The sequence below is a fragment of the Intestinibacillus sp. NTUH-41-i26 genome (assembly GCF_032769475.1).
Taxonomy (GTDB): Bacteria; Bacillota; Clostridia; order Oscillospirales; family Butyricicoccaceae; genus Agathobaculum; species Agathobaculum ammoniilyticum.
The window spans coordinates 1,094,547-1,111,887 of record NZ_CP136477.1 but is presented as its reverse complement, the minus strand read 5'-3'; the positions used below and the strand labels follow the sequence as shown (position 1 = coordinate 1,111,887).

Annotated in this window: 18 protein-coding genes; 1 reads left to right on the top strand and 17 read right to left on the bottom strand. The window is 55.5% G+C overall.

Features of this window, described 5'->3' with window-relative positions; genetic code table 11:
* Position 1: 1 nt before the first annotated feature.
* The 12 genes from RX717_RS05675 to RX717_RS05620 all read right to left on the bottom strand — a co-directional run bounded on the left by RX717_RS05675 (position 2) and on the right by RX717_RS05620 (position 9,475).
* A complete protein-coding gene (locus RX717_RS05675; RefSeq protein ID WP_199855177.1) occupies positions 2–1,507 on the bottom strand; it encodes a tripartite tricarboxylate transporter permease in 1,506 nt (501 codons plus the stop codon).
* A gap of 14 nt (positions 1,508–1,521) precedes the next feature.
* A complete protein-coding gene (locus RX717_RS05670) occupies positions 1,522–1,719 on the bottom strand; it encodes a tripartite tricarboxylate transporter TctB family protein (protein ID WP_316960658.1) in 198 nt (65 codons plus the stop codon).
* The gene (locus tag RX717_RS05665) at positions 1,625–1,975 is read right to left on the bottom strand and encodes a tripartite tricarboxylate transporter TctB family protein (protein WP_316960679.1); all 351 of its coding nucleotides are present in this window, start codon (positions 1,973–1,975) and stop codon (positions 1,625–1,627) included. The genes RX717_RS05670 and RX717_RS05665 overlap by 95 nt, the downstream gene beginning before the upstream one ends.
* A 126-nt stretch (positions 1,976–2,101) precedes the next feature.
* Positions 2,102–2,494 carry a sporulation initiation factor Spo0A C-terminal domain-containing protein gene (locus RX717_RS05660; protein WP_082397430.1) on the bottom strand — a complete coding sequence of 131 codons (393 nt, stop codon included), beginning with the start codon at positions 2,492–2,494 and terminating at the stop codon, positions 2,102–2,104.
* Entirely contained in the window at positions 2,481–2,714 is a 234-nt protein-coding gene (locus RX717_RS05655) for a helix-turn-helix domain-containing protein (RefSeq protein WP_054328537.1), read from the bottom strand. The genes RX717_RS05660 and RX717_RS05655 overlap by 14 nt, the downstream gene beginning before the upstream one ends.
* 126 nt (positions 2,715–2,840) lie before the next feature.
* Complete coding sequence (gene tnpC, locus RX717_RS05650) at positions 2,841–4,442, bottom strand: IS66 family transposase (protein ID WP_316960201.1); 1,602 nt, start codon at positions 4,440–4,442, stop codon at positions 2,841–2,843.
* A gap of 80 nt (positions 4,443–4,522) precedes the next feature.
* Positions 4,523–4,879, bottom strand: a complete 357-nt coding sequence (gene tnpB / locus RX717_RS05645; protein ID WP_054328538.1) for an IS66 family insertion sequence element accessory protein TnpB — start codon at positions 4,877–4,879, stop codon at positions 4,523–4,525.
* A complete protein-coding gene (gene tnpA / locus RX717_RS15970) occupies positions 4,869–5,270 on the bottom strand; it encodes an IS66 family insertion sequence element accessory protein TnpA (RefSeq protein WP_054328539.1) in 402 nt (133 codons plus the stop codon). Before tnpA ends, tnpB begins: the two co-directional genes overlap by 11 nt.
* Positions 5,271–5,419: 149 nt before the next feature.
* A complete protein-coding gene (locus RX717_RS05635; RefSeq protein WP_107630731.1) occupies positions 5,420–6,388 on the bottom strand; it encodes a tripartite tricarboxylate transporter substrate binding protein in 969 nt (322 codons plus the stop codon).
* A gap of 48 nt (positions 6,389–6,436) precedes the next feature.
* Positions 6,437–7,627 (bottom strand): CaiB/BaiF CoA transferase family protein, encoded by a 1,191-nt coding sequence (locus tag RX717_RS05630; RefSeq protein WP_147573856.1) that lies wholly within the window; start codon positions 7,625–7,627, stop codon positions 6,437–6,439.
* A complete protein-coding gene (locus RX717_RS05625; RefSeq protein ID WP_054326087.1) occupies positions 7,624–8,103 on the bottom strand; it encodes a MaoC family dehydratase in 480 nt (159 codons plus the stop codon). Before RX717_RS05625 ends, RX717_RS05630 begins: the two co-directional genes overlap by 4 nt.
* Positions 8,104–8,119: 16 nt before the next feature.
* Positions 8,120–9,475, bottom strand: a complete 1,356-nt coding sequence (locus tag RX717_RS05620; protein ID WP_147573857.1) for an FAD-dependent oxidoreductase — start codon at positions 9,473–9,475, stop codon at positions 8,120–8,122.
* Positions 9,476–9,691: 216 nt separating this feature from the next.
* Between RX717_RS05620 and RX717_RS05615 the strand changes: the two genes are divergently transcribed.
* Entirely contained in the window at positions 9,692–10,699 is a 1,008-nt protein-coding gene (locus tag RX717_RS05615; RefSeq protein ID WP_159068049.1) for a LacI family DNA-binding transcriptional regulator, read from the top strand.
* A 330-nt stretch (positions 10,700–11,029) separates the two neighbouring features.
* Here RX717_RS05615 and RX717_RS05610 read toward each other — a convergent pair whose 3' ends face one another.
* From RX717_RS05610 to RX717_RS05590, 5 genes are all read right to left on the bottom strand, one after another.
* Positions 11,030–12,511: a UxaA family hydrolase gene (locus tag RX717_RS05610; RefSeq protein WP_107630736.1), complete on the bottom strand. Its 1,482-nt coding sequence runs from the start codon at positions 12,509–12,511 to the stop codon at positions 11,030–11,032.
* A 13-nt stretch (positions 12,512–12,524) separates the two neighbouring features.
* The gene (locus tag RX717_RS05605; RefSeq protein WP_107630737.1) at positions 12,525–14,015 is read right to left on the bottom strand and encodes a tagaturonate reductase; all 1,491 of its coding nucleotides are present in this window, start codon (positions 14,013–14,015) and stop codon (positions 12,525–12,527) included.
* Between the two features lie 27 nt (positions 14,016–14,042).
* The gene (locus RX717_RS05600; RefSeq protein WP_107630738.1) at positions 14,043–15,326 is read right to left on the bottom strand and encodes a lactate racemase domain-containing protein; all 1,284 of its coding nucleotides are present in this window, start codon (positions 15,324–15,326) and stop codon (positions 14,043–14,045) included.
* A gap of 104 nt (positions 15,327–15,430) precedes the next feature.
* Complete coding sequence (locus RX717_RS05595) at positions 15,431–16,714, bottom strand: TRAP transporter large permease (protein ID WP_107631530.1); 1,284 nt, start codon at positions 16,712–16,714, stop codon at positions 15,431–15,433.
* Positions 16,711–17,241 (bottom strand): TRAP transporter small permease, encoded by a 531-nt coding sequence (locus RX717_RS05590; protein WP_054328448.1) that lies wholly within the window; start codon positions 17,239–17,241, stop codon positions 16,711–16,713. The genes RX717_RS05595 and RX717_RS05590 overlap by 4 nt, the downstream gene beginning before the upstream one ends.
* Positions 17,242–17,341 lie beyond the last annotated feature (100 nt).

Here is a 17,341-nt window from a genome sequence, read left to right as displayed (position 1 = left end):
TTTATTCTGCAGCGGCTTCTTCGTTCTTCCCTTGCTTCTTTTTAACAAAGTAGGTAATCAGCGGCAGCATCAGAGAAACCACCGCAATAACAATCAGGACACAGGAGATCGGATGCGTGAAGAAAATGGAAAAGCTGCCATCCGAAAGGACCAGCGCTTTCTGCAGGTTTTTCTCAATCGTCGGCCCCAGGATCAGGCCCAAAATCACCGGCGGCATGGCAAAGTCCAGCTTGATCAGGAAATAGCCTACCGCGCCGGCAATCAGCATGAAGAAAATATCATATACATTATGGTTCATACAGAAAGTACCCACGCAACAGAACACAAAGATAATCGGCGTCAGTATTTCCTTGGGTACGCCGGAAATCTTGGAGAATATCCGGATACCGCCAAAACCGAGCAGCCCCATGCAGATATTCGCTGCGATCAAGCCAAAAATAATGATATACACCTGTACCGGTTGGTTCTCAAACAAAAGCGGGCTGGGAATGATACCCTGCATCATCAGCGCACCCAACATGACCGCAGAGCCTGCGTCTCCCGGAATGCCAAGCGTCAGGAGCGGGATCAACGCGCCGCCCGACACCGCATTGTTCGCCGATTCCGGCGCCGCGATACCGCGCGGGTCACCCTTGCCGAACTGCGAGGAATCCTTTGCAAAGCGCTTCGCCTGCGTGTATCCCAGCCAGGAGGCGATATCGCCGCCCGTTCCGGGGATAGCACCGATAATCGTACCAATCACGCTGCAGCCCAAAATCGTCGGAGATGTTTTTTTAATATCCGCCCAAGTCGGCAATATCCGTTCCAGCTTGATATCCTTTTTTGCTTTTTCCGTCACTTTTTCCTCAATCAGCGTCAATCCCTGCGCAAATGCGTATACGCCGATCAGCAGCGGGATATACGCAATGCCGCCCATCAGGTACACGCTGCCAAAAGCAAACCGCGGCTGGCCGCTGATTACATCGATGCCGACCGTGGCGAGCGCAAGGCCGATAATCGCACCGATAATGCCCTTAAATACCGATTTGGAGGAAATACCCGTCACGATACTCAGGCCGAAGATGCCAAGCGCAAAATATTCCGGCGCACCGAAGTTCAACGCCACTTTCGCCAGCATCGGCGCTGTAAAGAACAATGCGAGCGCACTGAACAGGCCGCCGAACGTGGACGCCATCGTAGAGATTGCCAGTGCACGCCCGGGCGAATGACGGGACATCGGGTACCCGTCCAGACAGGTCGCGGCCGAATTCGCCGTCCCCGGCGTGTTGATCAGGATAGCGGTGATCGAACCGCCGTAGATCGCGCCACAGAACACGCCGAGCAGCATAAGGATACCTGAATTGCCGCCCAGGGAAAAGGTAAACGGGGTGACAATGGTCAACGCCATGATCGACGACAAGCCGGGCATCGCGCCGGCAAGGATACCGACAATCGTCCCAAGCAGAATGACCGCCAGGTTCAGCGGCTGCACCACTTGCGTCAGAGCGGAAACAAAATACTCCATCATATGCTTTTTCCCTCCTAAAACAATATGCCGGCCGGCAGGTTGGTATGGAGCACCATTTCAAACACCACATAGATAAAGACAATAACGCCAACCGGTATTGCAAGCAGCTTCACTTTGTTACGCTCGCCCAGCAGAATCGCACAGGAGATGACCATAAAAAACGTACCCACGAAGAAACCCAAAATATAGGTCAGAACGGAAAATACGACCATGATCCCCAGCGCAATCAATACCCGCTTCATGCCTTCTGAGCGGAAATCGATCGTGACCCTCGTCCGGCTGCTTTTTCAGCGCTGTTTCCAGCGCAAGACCAATCGAGCAGAGGAGCAGCGCTCCACCCAGCAGCTTGGGCCAAAAGCCGCCGCCGATGTCCGACAGGCCATGATAGGGAAAATCCATCGTGCCGACGATCATCCCAATACCGACCACAAGCAGCACCGCAGCCACGATGTAGTTGTATTTTTTCATCTAAGGCTTCCTTTCCTGCATAATAGGCGGGGCGGCGGGACTTTTGGTAAGCGTAAAATAAGCCAAGAGAAAGGGCGCAGGTAAATTTGCAACCTGCGCCCTTTGAGATTGGACAGTAAATGGGATTTAGGATTTAGATGAAGAAAGATCCTGGAATTCAGCGGAGTAAACCGCATGGAAAAGAACCGCGAGGAATTCGGTAGAACATAGATGCCTGTCAAGAGGCCTTTGCGCAAGGGATTCCAGGAGTACGCGGTTGCGTATCCACGCAATCCTGGATACGGTTCGGATATTACGTTCCACTGCCTTCCAGTTCGTCCCATATCTCCTGGCAACATCAGGATAAAGCCATTTTGTTACCAACAGAAGCCTGTCTTGCCGTTCCATACACAGAGACACTGCGTAGGTAGTATGAAGAAACCCCTTATAATTCGCGGTTACTCCAAGGCTGTACAACAGATCACAAGTCGCATTTAGGTAGGGCAAGGTTTCATCTCCTTTTGCTTTATACAAGTTCATCCCCTTCTTCTGGCTGGATCCGCATAAATGTTTCCATCGGGACATCCAAAGCCACGGCTACTTTACAGAGAAGACATGCGGATGGGTTTGTCTTCTCACCGGTCTCCAAGGCTCGTACATGGCGAATAGAAGTGCCCATTTTTACGGCCAGCATCGCTTGTGTCTTGCCTCGGTCTTTGCGTACTTCGCGCAGTTTTGCTCCATCAAAGCTTGCTTCCATTTTCCTCACCTCCCTTCATGCAAAGCATAAGGGATGGAAGGGATTACCTGTGAGGCTCTGTAGTTCCCCTTTGGTGGAAAATGTCGAAAAAAATGGACCGGCCTTTCGGTCAGTCCATTAAAAAACCTATATTGTAGAGTCCTCCTGGCCCCTGCGATATTGCACCGGAACAAGATCCGGCGTCAGTTTTGTGGCCCACTCTCTGTCAGCCACGGCCATAGATGGCGCCCTGGACAGCACATAGACCAGATACCGGTATGGGTCAAGGTCGTTTTCCTTGGCCGTTTCAATCAGGCTGTAAACAATGGCGCTGCTCTGGGCCCCGCCTTCCGTATTTGCAAACAGCCAGTTCTTCCGCCCCATCACAAAGGGTTTCATACTCCGTTCTGCCCGGTTGTTGCTTATTTCCAGCCGCCCGTCCTCCAAAAAGCATTTTAGATATGGCCACTGCTCCCGCAGATAATACAGCGCCTTTCCCAAAGAGGACTTGGGCGGGGCGGTTTTTGTTTCCGCCCATGCCAACAAAGCGTCCATCACCGGTTTGGACCGGATCAGACGCTGTTTGTACCGTTCTTCCGGCGGCAGATCCGCCAGTTCCTTTTCAATGGCGAAGAGAACATTGCAGTATTGCAGTCCCTCCAACGCCGCGCAGCCCGTCTGCTGCTCTTTTGGCAAGGCGTTCACCGCTTCGTCAAACTTTCGCCGCAGATGCGCCCAGCAGCCAACCACCCGGATGTTCTCCGGCAATCGGTGGTAGCCGGAATAACCATCAGCATGGAGCCAGCCCGTAAAGCCCTTGAGGAACGCCTCGGCATTCTCCGCCTTTCGGCTCTGCTGGTACTCATACAGGACAATGGGGTGCCCGGCGTCTCCACCGGTCCGGTACAGCCACATATAGCACTTGCTCCTGGCCGTCCGCCCTTCCAGTTTCAGCACCTGCAGAGTCGTCTCATCCGCGTGGAGGACCTCTCGCTGAAGCAACTGTTGGTGCATCTGGTCATAGATGGGCCGCAGCCAATCCTCCGCCACCCGCAACACCCAGTTGCTCATCGTCTGCCGGGAGAGCATCACCCCAGCCCGATTCCATTCCTGTTCCTGCCGGTACAGCGGAGCGTACATCACAAACTTTTGGACCATGATATGAGCCACAGCCTCTGGGGAGGCGTAGCTGCCTGAGATCAGGGGAGGCTCTTTTTCGGCTTTCAGGACAGGTGTTTCCGTCCCCGTCTGCTTGCAGTTCTGGCAGGCGTATGTAAAATAAACATCTTCCCGGATCTTCACCTGGGCGGGGATCATCACCAGAGTACGGCGAACCTCACTCCCAATCTCCGTCATGAGTGTACCGCATTCAGGACAGTTACGCTCAGACTCCGGGACACGGTGTTCTACCACCTCAACAGGAACATTGTCCGGCAGTACCTCCTCCACACGGGAAGACCGCTTCTGCCGGGTGTGGGCAACAACCTTGCTCTCCGTTACGGAAGTCCTTTTAGCAGACAGCCACGCTTCCGTTTCATCAAACATCAGGCTCAACTGGCCTGCCAGTTCTTCCTTCGTCTGCTCGGACGATGCCCCATAGACTTTCTTTTTGGCAAGACGCATCTGCTCCATCAGCCAGTCCAGCTTCTGGTTCAGCTCGTCTCTTTCCGCCTTCAGAGACTCATATTCCGCACGGGAAATGGTCACCATTTCCGTGTTGCTTGTGATAATATTCACTTCATTTTTCATATTCTCATTATAACACAAAACCCCTTAAAACACCAGCATTTCAAGGGATTTCGAGGAAAATAGCATCCGATTTTTCAACGCTATATCATACTCAGGCCAGTCACCGCTTTGTGCGCTTTGGGCTGTTCGATCTTTAACCCTTCCATAAGCCAGCGGTACTGCTGGCCTGTCAACTGGCGCGCCTCATCTCCGTTCCGCGGCCACTGGAAGGCGCCTGCTTCTAACCGCTTATATACCAGAACAAATCCATCCCCCTCCCAATACAGCCCCTTGATCCGATCCCGCCGGTAACCGCAGAACAGGAACAGCGTATTGCTGAACGGGTCCAGATGGAACTGCCGCTGTACCAATGTCGCCAGGCCGTCGATCCCTTTCCGCAGATCTGTGTACCCACAGGCTATATACACTTTTTCCGCGCCGCGAAAATCATTCAGCATGGCACACCGATCGGCAGATCGCCTCTATCACCGGCAGCTCCACTCCCGCATAAATCTCAACTTCTATCCCTCGCCCCTTTACCACCACTGTTACTGCCGACTGTTTCCCCTCTGGAGCAGTCTGAAGAAACTCCCTGTTCCACATCCCTTCCTTCCTCACTCTCAGCTCTACAAATTCAGCCGCCTTTTTTTCTGCCGGTACTCTTTCCACCTTTTTTATCCCGTGGCCACTTCGCTGCAATACTCTTTTCTCCCATCGGTAATACGTCTTTGTGCTGATGTCCCGTTCATCGCACCATCCCGTTACTGTTTGCCCGCTGCTCCGGCATTCCTGTACGAGCTCCGTCCATTGGGCCACTTGCTGCTCCCGATGTCTTTCCCGAATTGTCATTTTTCCCAGCTCCTCTGCTTCCTTTGACTTCCCTTAATGCTATCCACTGCAACTTTTATCCTTATTTTCTCACACTCTACCTCTACCAACAATCCGTTGCTTTATTTGACGCTTACGACTTTTGCATTCCACCGCCCTGCCCGCGGCTTTCAGTTGATCAGCGAATCGTAGAACTCGTACTGCTCCTGCATAAACTGCAGCGCGCCGTCCGTCCCCTCAAACTCTGCCGGCATGATACTGAACGCCGCCAGCGTCTCTTCAAACTCCTCGGTTGCGCTCGCCTGTGCAAACGCGTCCTGCAGGTAGGTCACAACCTCCTCCGGCGCGTCGTTCTTAATTGCAAGGTAGACCCAGGTCAGAATCCGGATATCCTTCAACTCGTCATACAGCTCGCCCATTGCCGGAACATCCGGAAACATCTCCGTGCGTTCATTATCCGTGATCGCCAGCGCCTTGATCGTGCCGGCAGTAAGCTGCCCGATCGCGGGCGCTGCAGAGCAGCAGGTCATATCTACCTCGCCCGCTACCACGCCGGTGATACTGTTGGTATCGCCGTCATAATTAACATAGGTAAACTCCAAGCCGAGCGCCTGCTCAAAGGACTGCGCGCTCAATTTGGTCAGCGTACCCTCGCCGGTATTGCCGACCTTGACTTCGCCCGGATGCGCTTTCGCGTATTCCACAAATTCCTCAAACGTATCGTACGGGGCGTCCGCGCTGACAAGGATCAGGTTCGGCTGCTTCATCAGGCAGGCCAGCGGGGTGAATTCGTCATAAGAAATATCGGTGTTTCCGTTCACCTTGCTCAATACCAGGTCACAGTTTACGATACCGAGCGTATATCCATCCGAGGAGGAATTCCGGAACTGGTTCGCGCCAACAAGCCCCGCGCCGCCGGTCACGTTATTGACGGTAATATTCACACCCGACGGCAGCACACCGTCCGGAATGGATTCCGTCATGCCGCGCACGCACAGGTCGGTCGTGCCGCCGGCCGAATACGGACAAATAACGGAAATATTCTGGGACGGGTATTCCTTTGAGCCGCCGCAGCCGGTCAGGGCCGCCGCTGCCATTGCTGTTGCGGTAAGCATTGCAATAATCTTTCGCAGTTTCATGATTAAACCTCCGTCTTTCTATGTATTTGTCTGTCGCATCAACTATCCTTATAAAACGCCGGACGCTTCCAGTGCATCGATCTCCGCATCGCTGTAGCCAAGATGCGAAAGAACCTTGCGGTTATCCTGCCCCAGCGTGGGCGGAGCACACCGGATCTCGACCGGCGTCTCACTGAAGTCTATCGGCGCGATGACCGCCTTGAAATCCCCCGCGACCGGATGATGGATGGTCCGAATAATCTGGTTATGCGCAACCTGTGGGTCGTGCAGCACATCCTCGTAGGTATTAACCTTGGCGACCCAGAACCCATCCGCCTGGAAACGCTCCAGCCAGTACTCGGTATCCTGTTTTTCAATCTGCGGCGCGATCAGCGCATGCAGCTTTTCCTTATCCCGCAGCATAACCGCTTTGTTCGGCATCATCTCATATAATGCCGGCAGGCCGATGATTTCGGAAAATCGCTTCATATCCTGCCCCGCGTTGATTGCCATGGCAAGGAAGCCGTTTTTCGTTTTATAGATGCCGTACGGGGCTTCCTGCAGCGGATGTCCCGTATAATCCCTGGATTTTTTCGGCATGATACCGGTATTTATGTAGTAGCACAGCTCCTGTGACTGCATGTGCAGGGCAGAGTTGAGCAGATTTACTTCAACCTTTTGTCCGTTTCCCCCATCCTTCACATGGTTGAGTGCCGCCAGGATACCGACGACCAACATCAGAGAGCTGTACATATCCACCACATAGATACCGCCGGTTGCCGGCTGCCCCTCCGTGCCGCAGATATTGCAGTAGCCGCTCATCGCCTGTGCCAGCAGATCTTGTCCGGGCAGCTTTACATAAGGGCCTGAGCTACCGTAACCCATCGCTTCGCAATAGATGATCCGCGGGTTGAGTTTCTTCCCGTCCTCATAACCCAAGCCAAGCTTATCAAGCACGCCGGCACGGTAATTCGATACCACGACGTCGGACTCACGAATCAGCTTTTTGACGATCTCCTTTGCCTCCGGCCTTTTCAGATCCAGTGTGATGCCCTGCTTGTTGCGGTTCATCGCAAGGAAAAACGGCCCTTCCCCGCCGAGCTTTTCATCCGGCGCAACATGGCGGTTAAAATCCCCTGTCCCTGGCCGCTCAATATTGATGACTTCCGCGCCCAAGTCGCCGAGCAGTTGCAGGGCAAACGGCCCCTGGGCAAAATGCGTGAAGCCCAGTATTTTCACGTTTTTTAACGGTGCGCTCACTTGCCCTGCTCCTTTTCCTCTGCCGCCGCAGGCTTTCTGCCGATATACTGCTTATCCACATGGAACAGGACCGGCTCGTCGTTCTGGTTCAAAACCAGCACGTTCCAGGTCACAACACCAAATTCCTCGTTTTTGATCGCCTTATCCACGACCTCAAACCGGCAATGGATGGTATCCCCTGGATAAACGGGATGGATATAACGGATTTTCTCATGGCCGTAATGAACGGAGGGCACCTTGGTCGGGGATACCTCCTTTGCCATAAAGCCATCCGCGACACCCAGCGTCAGAATGCCCTGGATGATCGGCCTGCCGATCGCAGGGAATTTCTTGCAGTATTCGGCGTCCACATGAACCGGATGCGTGTTGTCCGAACAGCCGATGAACAGGCGGATATCTGCTTCCGTCATCGTGCGGCCGGACGAGATCTGGACCTCGCCGATCTGGTAATCCTCAAAATATTTGATTTCTGGCATTTCTTTTCTCCCTTTCTTACTCTGTAACAGGCATCCACACGTTTTGTTTTCTCAGGCTGCTCTGCAGCTTTTTCACATCCACATCCCGAGCCGCAACCTTATCCTGTACTGCAATCGCCGCCGCGGTACCGCACGCCTGTCCCATCAGCATCGCAGTCGGTACGACGCGCAGCAGCTCAATCGCACCGAAATCACCGGAAATGCAGCGGCCGGCCACCAGCAGCCCCTCCGTATGCTTGGGAACAAAGCAACGGTACGGGATCTGTTTCAGCACATCCTCCGGCTGGAATCCGCGATATGGCGGCTGGGCGAACACCACTGCATCGCTGTAGCTCGCGCCCTCCATCAGTTCCTTTCGCGTGATTGTGTATTCCCCACACAGCATGCGGCTGCTCCTCACGCCGACCTGGGGTGCCGTGTCAATCACCACCGCATTTTCAAAGCCCGGCACATTTTTCCTGAAATACTCCAGCGTCCGCAGCATGGCCTGCCGTATCTCGATCTCCACCTTGGTCAGATCATCCACGCTTACCGCGCTGCCTGCCAGCGTATTGTTAAACCACACCACGTTATCGATGTTGCTCCTCATATAGAAGCCCTGCGGCAATTCCCCGAAGCTGTAGCCGCCGTTGATGCCGCGCACCGCCTTGATATCCGCCGACACCTGCTCATCCTTGCCTGGGATGCTCAGAAACTGCTCGGCCTTTTCACAATCCACATTGGCGACTCGGAATACCAGTCCAAGAGGCAGGTTGCCTGTTGTATATTCCTCGCCCGCCGTGTAAAATACATCGCCATCGCCTGTGCAGTCGATCACAATATCTGCCAGAACGGCCTGGCGACCGGACTTACTTTCAAAAATCGCGCCGCGCACCTTATTATCCACCATGTATGCCCTGCTGAACCAGGCGTGGAACAAAAGCTGCACGCCCGATTCGAGCGCCATATCATTGCACACGCATTTCATCAGTTCCGGATCGATAACCGGACTCCAGCGAACAATTTTATCCTCGCCGCCTGTTGCACCGTATCGCCGCCACTTCAGGATGTCCTCCAACTTGGAAGAACCACGCGTCGCTTCGTCGGGTTCGATCAGGCCGTTTACCCCGCGCAGACGGTCCAGCATTTCCTCCACAAGCCCCTTGATCACCAGATTGCCTTTCCCATCGCAGATGCAGTCCACCAGAAGGACAAAGCCCCCTGTCGACATGCCGCCCAGATAACCATACCGCTCCATCAACAGAACTCTGGCCCCCTGCCGTGCCGCACTGACCGCCGCACAGACACCGGCCGGCCCACCGCCGACCACCAAAACATCGGTTTCCGCGTATACCGGTATCTGCTGCTCCTTTTCAATAATGTATTTTTCCAATTCAGCACCTCCGTCATTTCCATGTAACCAATTTGTAAATTATATATTTTATGTTTGTAATTTACATCCAAATTTACATAAAGTCAATATGTCTTATTTATTTTCTATATAATAACCATATATCAATCAATATTTTTGTGTATTTTTCTTGCTTTCTTTGTGGGGATGGTATATAATCAAACTGCAATTTACATATATAAACAGGAGGATGCCGCTATGATCACCATTAGCGATATCGCAGTGCTTGCTGAAACTTCCACAGCAACCGTCTCCCGCGTCCTAAACGCTGATCCGCATGTGGCGCCTGGTACGCGGCAGCGGATCCTGCAGGTGATCGCCACCACCGGCTATAAGCCCAGAAGCTCGTCCAAAACAGATTCCAAGAAAAAAAACAGTATTCTTGTTTTGCTCCCTTCGCTGGAGAATCCCTATTTCTCAACCATTCTGAGAGGCGTGGAGCATCGCGCCAGCGCCGCCGGCTATGATACGCTGATGGCTGTTACACACCGAAACTATGAGAAAGAAACTAAATACCTGAACATGCTGACTTCCGGCCTGGTAGACGGCGTGATTCTGTTCACCACCTCTCTGCCCAACGACCAGCTCAACGATCTGTCCGCACGGTACCCTATCATTCAATGCGGCGCGATCGCGGAAGGCTCGAACATCAGCTATGTCAGCATTGACGACACAGCCGCCGCCTATGACGCCACTTCTTATCTCATCAGCCTCGGGAACCAGCGCATCGCCATGATCACTAGCTCGAATAATATCCCGTTTGAAAAGAAGCGCTTAGCCGGTTACATGGATGCGCTCAACGACCATGGCATCCCTTATGTTCCATCCTACAAAATGATCTGTAACAACCATTATTTAGACAGCTACAATTGCGTGGAAGCGCTGATGAAGCTCCCGGAAAAGCCGACCGCAATCTTTTGTTACAGTGATCTGACCGCATTAGGCGCTCTGAATTACGCCTATGACCACGGGCTCAAGCCCGGCTCTGATCTGGATATCCTCGGCTTTGACGGGACTTACCTGACCGAATGCGTTTCCCCCCATCTTTCCACAGTGGAGCAGCCGGCCTACGAAATGGGTAAAACAGCGTTCAACATGCTTTCCGACCGAATCGCCGACGCTAACTATATTGCACAGAAAGTAATTATTTCTCACAAGCTCGTCATCCGTGAAACGACCCGCAAGCTGCCTGCAAGCGTTTCCTGACGCCAGCTCGCTTTATTCCGTCAAAAGCCCCCTCTCCAGCGGAGACCTACCGCTGAAGAGAGGGCTATTATCCTGTTTCTAAATGCTGTCGTTTATCACTATATCCACGCAAAAGGTTTGCATTTCTCAACTTCTTTCCCATTATAGCACTTTCCTTCCCTTGTATAGCAGAAACCGGAATGCACACACCCCTCACGCAGATTACACAATCCGTTTTTTCAAAAAATCATAACCACCGGCTGTACCGGTGGTTTTCGCTTACAATAAAATCACCCCGCGGCGTCTCTGCCCACGGGGTGATTTCCATTATATAACGGCTAAGCTTTTTATTTACAGCGTAACGCCGTTTTTAAAGATGGCGATTTCACGGTAGCCCAGCAGCTCAGTTTTGGAGGGTCTGCCGCCCGCGATGTCCAGCACCAGCGCGTACAACCGCTTCGCCGCCTCCGCGATCGGCTCGCCGTCCGCTACCGGACCCGCGTCAAAGTCGATCCATCCCGGCTTGCGCGCCGCAAGGCCGCTGTTGCTCGCGATCTTTACCGTCGGCGCCGGCGCGCCGAACGGCGTCCCGCGTCCCGTCGTGAACAGCACAATATGCGCGCCCGCCGCGGTCAGCGCTGTCGCTGATACCAGATCGTTCCCAGGCCCGTACAGCAGGCTCAGGCCGTGCGCCGTTACCTGCTCCCCGTACCCGATCACGTCCGCCACCGGCGCCGTGCCGCCCTTCTGCACGCACCCGCACGACTTGTCCTCCAGCGTCGTGATGCCGCCTTTCTTGTTCCCCGGCGACGGGTTCTCGTACACCGTCTCGTTGTGGCTGATAAAGTAATCCTTAAAGCTGTTGAGCATGGCGGCCGCCTTCCCGAACACCTGCTCGTTGACGCACCGGCTCAGCAGCATCCCCTCCGCGCCGAACATCTCCGGCACCTCGGTCAGCACTGTCGAGCCGCCACGCGCGATCACCATGTCGCTGAACGCTCCTACCGTCGGGTTCGCCGTCACGCCGGACAGGCCATCCGACCCGCCGCACTTCAGACCGATCACCAGCTCGCTCACCGGCACCGCCTCACGCCGGTACCGTCCCGCGTATGACGCGCACTGTTCCAGCAGCGTGCGTCCCGCAGCGAACTCGTCCTCCACGTCCTGGCAGGTGAGGAACTTGACGCGCTCCGCGTCGTACTCCCCCAGCTCCTCTACGAACTGGTCGTGCTGCAGGTTCTCGCACCCCAGGCTCAGCACCAGCACTGCACCCGCGTTCGGATGCCGCGCCAGCGCCGCCAGCAGCTTCCTCGTCTGCGCGTGGTCATCGCCCGTCTGGCTGCACCCGTATGGATGCGGAAACGTGTACAGCCCGTCTATGCTTCCGCTCACCAAGTCCTGGTTGTCCGACACCAGCTTTTTCGCCACGTCGTTGACGCAGCCCACCGTCGGGATGATCCAGATTTCATTCCGCACCGCCGCACGGCCGTCCTCCCTCCGGTAGCCCTGGAATGTCTCCGCCTCCGCCGCCTCTATCTCGGGTACCGACGGCTCATAGGCGTACTCCTCCTCGCCGGACAGGTTGGTCCGCATGTTGTGCGTATGCACCCAACTGCCCGCCTCCACCGGCTCCGTCGCATGGCCGATCGGGAAGCCGTATTTCACCACCGCTTCCCCTGCCGCGATCGGTACGAGCGCGATCTTATGCCCCTGCGGGATATCCTCCCGCGCGGTCACCACCGCGTCTCCCGCTTTCAGCGTTTCTCCCTTCGCCGCAGCATGCAGCGCCACCGCCACGTTGTCCCGCTCTGTGATCCGTATCAGCTTTGTCATCTTATCCTCCCTCTCACAGGCAGGAGGCGAACGCGGCCTCCGCGCCCTCCGCGCGGATCTTCGTAAGCCCCGCCAGCACCGCGGCTTCCAGCCCCGCGATCTCCGTCAGGTCCTGATCCCACATCTGCCGGTTGGTCAGCACCGCGTGTACCAGGTCTGCCGCGCTGTCGTCCTTATGCGCCCAGTAAAATTCCAGCGCCCAACGGTCGTCCGAGCAGATATAGGTGTTGCCCTTCGCGCGCCTGCACACCAGACCCGCTTCGGTCAGCTCCTGCACATCGCTCGTATAGAACGCGATATACGCCGCAAGGCTCATACTCAGGCATTCCGGCAGCCTGCCTGTCTTTTCCACATATTCCAGCAGGCTCGGCAGGTTGCGCGCTTTCCATTTGGAGGTCGAATTGAGCGAAATGCTCATCAGCTCATGGTCCACGAACGGGTTGTTGAACCGGTCCTGCACCGCCGCCGCGAACTCCTCCAGGTCCTTTTTATCCAGCGGCAGGGTCGGGATGACCTCCTCGTACAGCATCTTGTTCATAAAGCCGCGGATGCTGTCGTTGTGCATGCAGTCCCGCACGATATCCAAGCCCGCCAGGTACGCACCCAGCACAAAGCCCGTATGCGCGCCGTTCAGGATGCGCACCTTGCGCTTTTTGTACGGCGTCACATCCGGCACCACGATACAGTTCAGCCCCGCCGCCTTGAACGGCAGCTGCTCCTCCAGCCACGACGGTCCCTCGATGTTCCACACGCCGAACACCTCGCCCACGTCGATCAGCTCGTCATGGTACCCGTTTTCCTCCTCCATGCGCGCCGCTTCCGCCGCGTCCTTGATGCGCCCCGGCACGATCCGGTCCACCAGCGTCGAGCAGAACGTGCAGCTCCCGCACCAGGCTCTGAACGCCTCCTCCAGACCCCACTGGCCGATGTACTGCTCCACGCACTTCTGCAGCTCTTTGCCGTTGTTGTCGATCAGCTCGCAGGAGAGGATGACCACCGGCTTTTTCCCTGCCTGCCAGCGCCGGTACAACACCTGCGTCAGCTTCGCCGGAAACGACGCCGGCGGGCAGTCCTCCTTCCGGCAGGCAGGGTCGTACACAATCCCCGCCTCGGTTGTGTTGGACACGATGTATTCCAGATCGTCCGACTCCGCGACCTGCATCATCGCGTCGTAGCCCGCCTTTTCATATGGGTTCAGGCACCGCGACACCGACGAGATCACCCGCTTCCGGTCCACCTTTTCCCCGTTCTCCCGACCGCGCAGGTACAGCGTGTACAGCCCCTCCTGCCGGTTGATCTGCTCCGCCAGCCCCTGCGCGATCGGCTGCACCAGCACCGCCTTGCCGTTCCAGCCCACGCGCTCGTTCGATACATCAAACCAGTAGTCCACGAACGCGCGCAGAAAATTCCCCTCGCCAAACTGCAGAATCTTCTCCGGCGCTTCCTCCAGAATATATCCCTTGTATCCGCTCGCTTTTATTCTTTTGTAATTTAGTTCTTCCATCTTTAATATTTCACTCCTCAAAACGCATTACCAAAGGTTGCCGTCCTCGTCAAAGGGCAGGTATTCCGGCTCGGACTCGATCTCCATCTGCGGATTGTTTTTTGCCTCCTCCAGATAGGATTCGGACAGCATGATATGCTCCAGATGCAGGCTGTTCGGGATGCGCACCACGCGCGGGTTGGATTTGTCGATCTCGTTGCAACTCTTGATGCAGACCTGGATCGTCTCCTTATCGCTTTCCATCACAATCGGGATGCGCACGCCGCCCAGCACTGTGCAGGTGATCGCGTTCGGGTACATGGATGCGAGATCGAGCTGGTCAAACACGCGCTTGGTCGTCGCGCTGGAATAGCCCAAGCCGATGCCGTTCCCATGGGTTTCCGGACTCAGGTCGAGTACCGCCACGCGTTGCGCGTCGATACCGCCGGTTGCGTAAGGCGTGCAGAATGTGCCTGTGATGTTCGGATCCATCCCGTCGCCGCTGAAATTCTTGCCGATCTGATCGACAATCAATACGTCGCACGAATCGACAAGGATGCGCGGCATATAGGAAAACGCTTCCTTGAGCAGCTCAGGCTCGACCGCGTCGATATCCTCCGCCGCGACCGCAACGATCTTGCAGGTCTCGTCGAACGCATTCTCAATCGTCGGTACGCCGAACAGGATGGGTGCGTTTTTCAGGATGCAGCGGCCGAACAGCGGCACGTTTTTCGCCATGTTCTTGAAGCCCTCCGCATGGCAGACCTCCGCGCCGTACTGCTTGCCCAGGCCGATCGCCATCATTTTCATCAGACCGCTTTCATACGGCCCGCGGAACGCAGTGTGCGGCTTGACGCGGCAGCCCAGGATGATGCCGTCCGCCTCCGCCGCGTTTTTGTCAATATATACGTCGCCGCCCTCGTCGTTGACGCCGATCTTCTTGACCTCCATCGAGGAGATGATCGGGCAGCCGACATACTCCTCCACAATTCCGTAGCCGGCCAGAATCTCCCGCTGTCCCTCGGCGGTTGCGCCGCCGTGGCTGCCCATCGCCGGCACGATAAACGGATGCGCGCCGCGGGATTTGACAAAATCCGCGATGCACTTGGTGGTCAGCGCGACGTTCGCCACGCCGCGCGAACCTGCGGTGATGGCAATGCGCATACCGGGCTTGACGCGCGAGGCGAATTTTTCCTCGCTGAGCAGGCTGCGGATGATATCCGGTATATCCGCCGGATCGATGCGCGGACGCGGGAATTTCTGACGCACGCGGAACATCTTCGGCACAAAAGTATCCTTCACTAAATCAGCGACCAACGGCCGTTCTCTCATGGCAAAGCCCTCCATTCAAACAGCGGCAAAACCCGGCCTTCTCCAGCGCGCAATCGCGGCCGCAGCAGCACCGGGTCTTAGCCAATTTGCTATCAATTTTTCTCTTAGTAGATCAGATTAACCAAGAACGTAGACAGTGGCGGGAAGTATGTCAGCAGCAGGATATCGGCCGCGAACAGGATATAAAACGGTACCGCTTCCCTGATAAAGTCCTTGGTCGGACACTTGGTAATACCGCAGGTGACGAACATCAGCGTACCCATCGGCGGGGTGAACGCACCGATTGTGCAGTTGAAGATATAAACCATTGCAAAGTGGACCGGATCAATGCCGAACGCCAGCGCAACCGGATGCAGCAGCGGCCCGAGCACGATCATCGACGCATTACCTTCTACGAACATGCCCACGATGATCAGGAAGATGTTGACAACCAGCAGGAATATGTATTTGTTGTCGATGGCGTTGGTCATCCAGTTGGCAAACGTCTGTGGAATCTGCTCGCGGGTCAGCACCCAGGAAAAGCAGGACGCCGCCGCGACGATCAGCATGATCGAGCTGGTGGTGGTGACCGTTTCCTTGCAGCCCTTGGCAAAGTTCTTGAGCTTCATCTCATGGTACAGCACGCCGAGCGCCAGCGCATAAACGATCGCGACCGTGCCGGCCTCGTTCGCGGTGAACACGCCGATACGCACGCCGCCGATAATGATGATCGGCAGCAGCATGGGCAGGATCGCCGGACGGATCGCATCCCACTTTTCATGCGCTGATATCTTTTCCGTCTGCATCGGCTTGTAGCCTCGCCTTTTGGATACAAAGTGCGTGAAGATCATCAGCGTGGCGGTCAGGAACAGGCCGGGGCCAATGCCAGCGACGAACAACTGGCCGACCGAGATGTTATTGATGCAGGCGTAAATAATCAGGCCGGTTCCGGGCGGAATCAGCGGCACGACCATGCCGGAGGCCGCGGTGATAACGGTCGAGAACGCCTTGGAGAAGCCGTGCGCCTCCATAGAGGGAACGAGCATCTTGGCTTCCATCGCCGCGTCCGCGAGCGAGGAGCCGGACAGGCCGCCCATCAGCGTGGACAGCAGGATGTTAACCTGCGCCAGACCGCCGGGCATGCGCGCGGTCAGAACGGCGCAGCAGTCCATGATGCGGCGCGTAACGCCCGTATAGTTCATGAATACGCCCGCCATGACGAAGAACGGGATCGCCAGCAGGGACAGACCCTGTGCGCCGGCCAGCGTCTGCTGGGCGAAAATCGTTGCGTTGGTTGCCGGATTGCCGAGGAAATAGATCGCCGAGGCCGCCAGCACCGAGATATACACCGGTACTTTCAGGAAAAGCATGACCAGCAAAAGGATGCAGGAGATACCAATGATATTCATTCTTTCTTCGCCTCCTCGAACTCTTCCTCCGTAATCGCTTCAATGGTTTCCTGCTCGGAATAATGGAAGAAATTCACCAGCACAAAGTTGAAGATCTGCCAGATGCAGGATACCGGTACAATGCAGTAAATTAAAATATAGGAAATGTGCAGCACCGCGGTGGTGCGGCCGCTGTTTGCGAACACCATCATGTACTGTATGGACAGGTAGCCCAGGAACAGCAGCGTGACAATGGTCACGAGCAGGATCAGGATGTTGATTATGTTCTTTACCGCTTTGGGGAAAAACTCAAAAAACACCTCGATCGCCGCATGGTTGCCGGTGCGGAACGCAGCGCCGGCCGCACCAAAAATCACCCAGACGATCATGGCCGCCTGAATCTCCTCAATCCAAGTAAAGGGGGAGCCTAAAATATAGCGTGCAACTACGCCGGCAAAGGTAAGGCCTACCAGCACGCACATCGCAATGGACGCGATCGCTACATCGATGTTGAGCAGCAGAAATCTCCAGTTGCGCTGTTGCTTCATGCGTTTTACCTCCGATCTCTCTTCTATTAACGCATCTTTTCGCACATATTCCGTCCCCGCGGGGAGGAGAAGCGAATCAGCGACCCGCTTCTCCCAGCGA

What these genes read in the sequence shown, in the direction of transcription:
- RX717_RS05670 (WP_316960658.1), bottom strand. Translation starts at nt 1,719, where the DNA reads ATGGTCGTATTTTCCGTTCTGACCTATATTTTGGGTTTCTTCGTGGGT.
- tnpB (WP_054328538.1), bottom strand. Translation starts at nt 4,879, where the DNA reads ATGCTGAATGATTTTCGCGGCGCGGAAAAAGTGTATATAGCCTGTGGG.
- RX717_RS05595 (WP_107631530.1), bottom strand. Translation starts at nt 16,714, where the DNA reads ATGAATATCATTGGTATCTCCTGCATCCTTTTGCTGGTCATGCTTTTC.
- RX717_RS05625 (WP_054326087.1), bottom strand. Translation starts at nt 8,103, where the DNA reads ATGCCAGAAATCAAATATTTTGAGGATTACCAGATCGGCGAGGTCCAG.
- RX717_RS05660 (WP_082397430.1), bottom strand. Translation starts at nt 2,494, where the DNA reads ATGAACTTGTATAAAGCAAAAGGAGATGAAACCTTGCCCTACCTAAAT.
- RX717_RS05605 (WP_107630737.1), bottom strand. Translation starts at nt 14,015, where the DNA reads ATGGAAGAACTAAATTACAAAAGAATAAAAGCGAGCGGATACAAGGGA.
- RX717_RS05590 (WP_054328448.1), bottom strand. Translation starts at nt 17,241, where the DNA reads ATGAAGCAACAGCGCAACTGGAGATTTCTGCTGCTCAACATCGATGTA.
- RX717_RS05610 (WP_107630736.1), bottom strand. Translation starts at nt 12,511, where the DNA reads ATGACAAAGCTGATACGGATCACAGAGCGGGACAACGTGGCGGTGGCG.
- tnpC (WP_316960201.1), bottom strand. Translation starts at nt 4,442, where the DNA reads ATGAAAAATGAAGTGAATATTATCACAAGCAACACGGAAATGGTGACC.
- tnpA (WP_054328539.1), bottom strand. Translation starts at nt 5,270, where the DNA reads ATGACAATTCGGGAAAGACATCGGGAGCAGCAAGTGGCCCAATGGACG.
- RX717_RS05600 (WP_107630738.1), bottom strand. Translation starts at nt 15,326, where the DNA reads ATGAGAGAACGGCCGTTGGTCGCTGATTTAGTGAAGGATACTTTTGTG.
- RX717_RS05635 (WP_107630731.1), bottom strand. Translation starts at nt 6,388, where the DNA reads ATGAAACTGCGAAAGATTATTGCAATGCTTACCGCAACAGCAATGGCA.
- RX717_RS05615 (WP_159068049.1), top strand. Translation starts at nt 9,692, where the DNA reads ATGATCACCATTAGCGATATCGCAGTGCTTGCTGAAACTTCCACAGCA.
- RX717_RS05675 (WP_199855177.1), bottom strand. Translation starts at nt 1,507, where the DNA reads ATGATGGAGTATTTTGTTTCCGCTCTGACGCAAGTGGTGCAGCCGCTG.
- RX717_RS05665 (WP_316960679.1), bottom strand. Translation starts at nt 1,975, where the DNA reads ATGAAAAAATACAACTACATCGTGGCTGCGGTGCTGCTTGTGGTCGGT.
- RX717_RS05655 (WP_054328537.1), bottom strand. Translation starts at nt 2,714, where the DNA reads ATGGAAGCAAGCTTTGATGGAGCAAAACTGCGCGAAGTACGCAAAGAC.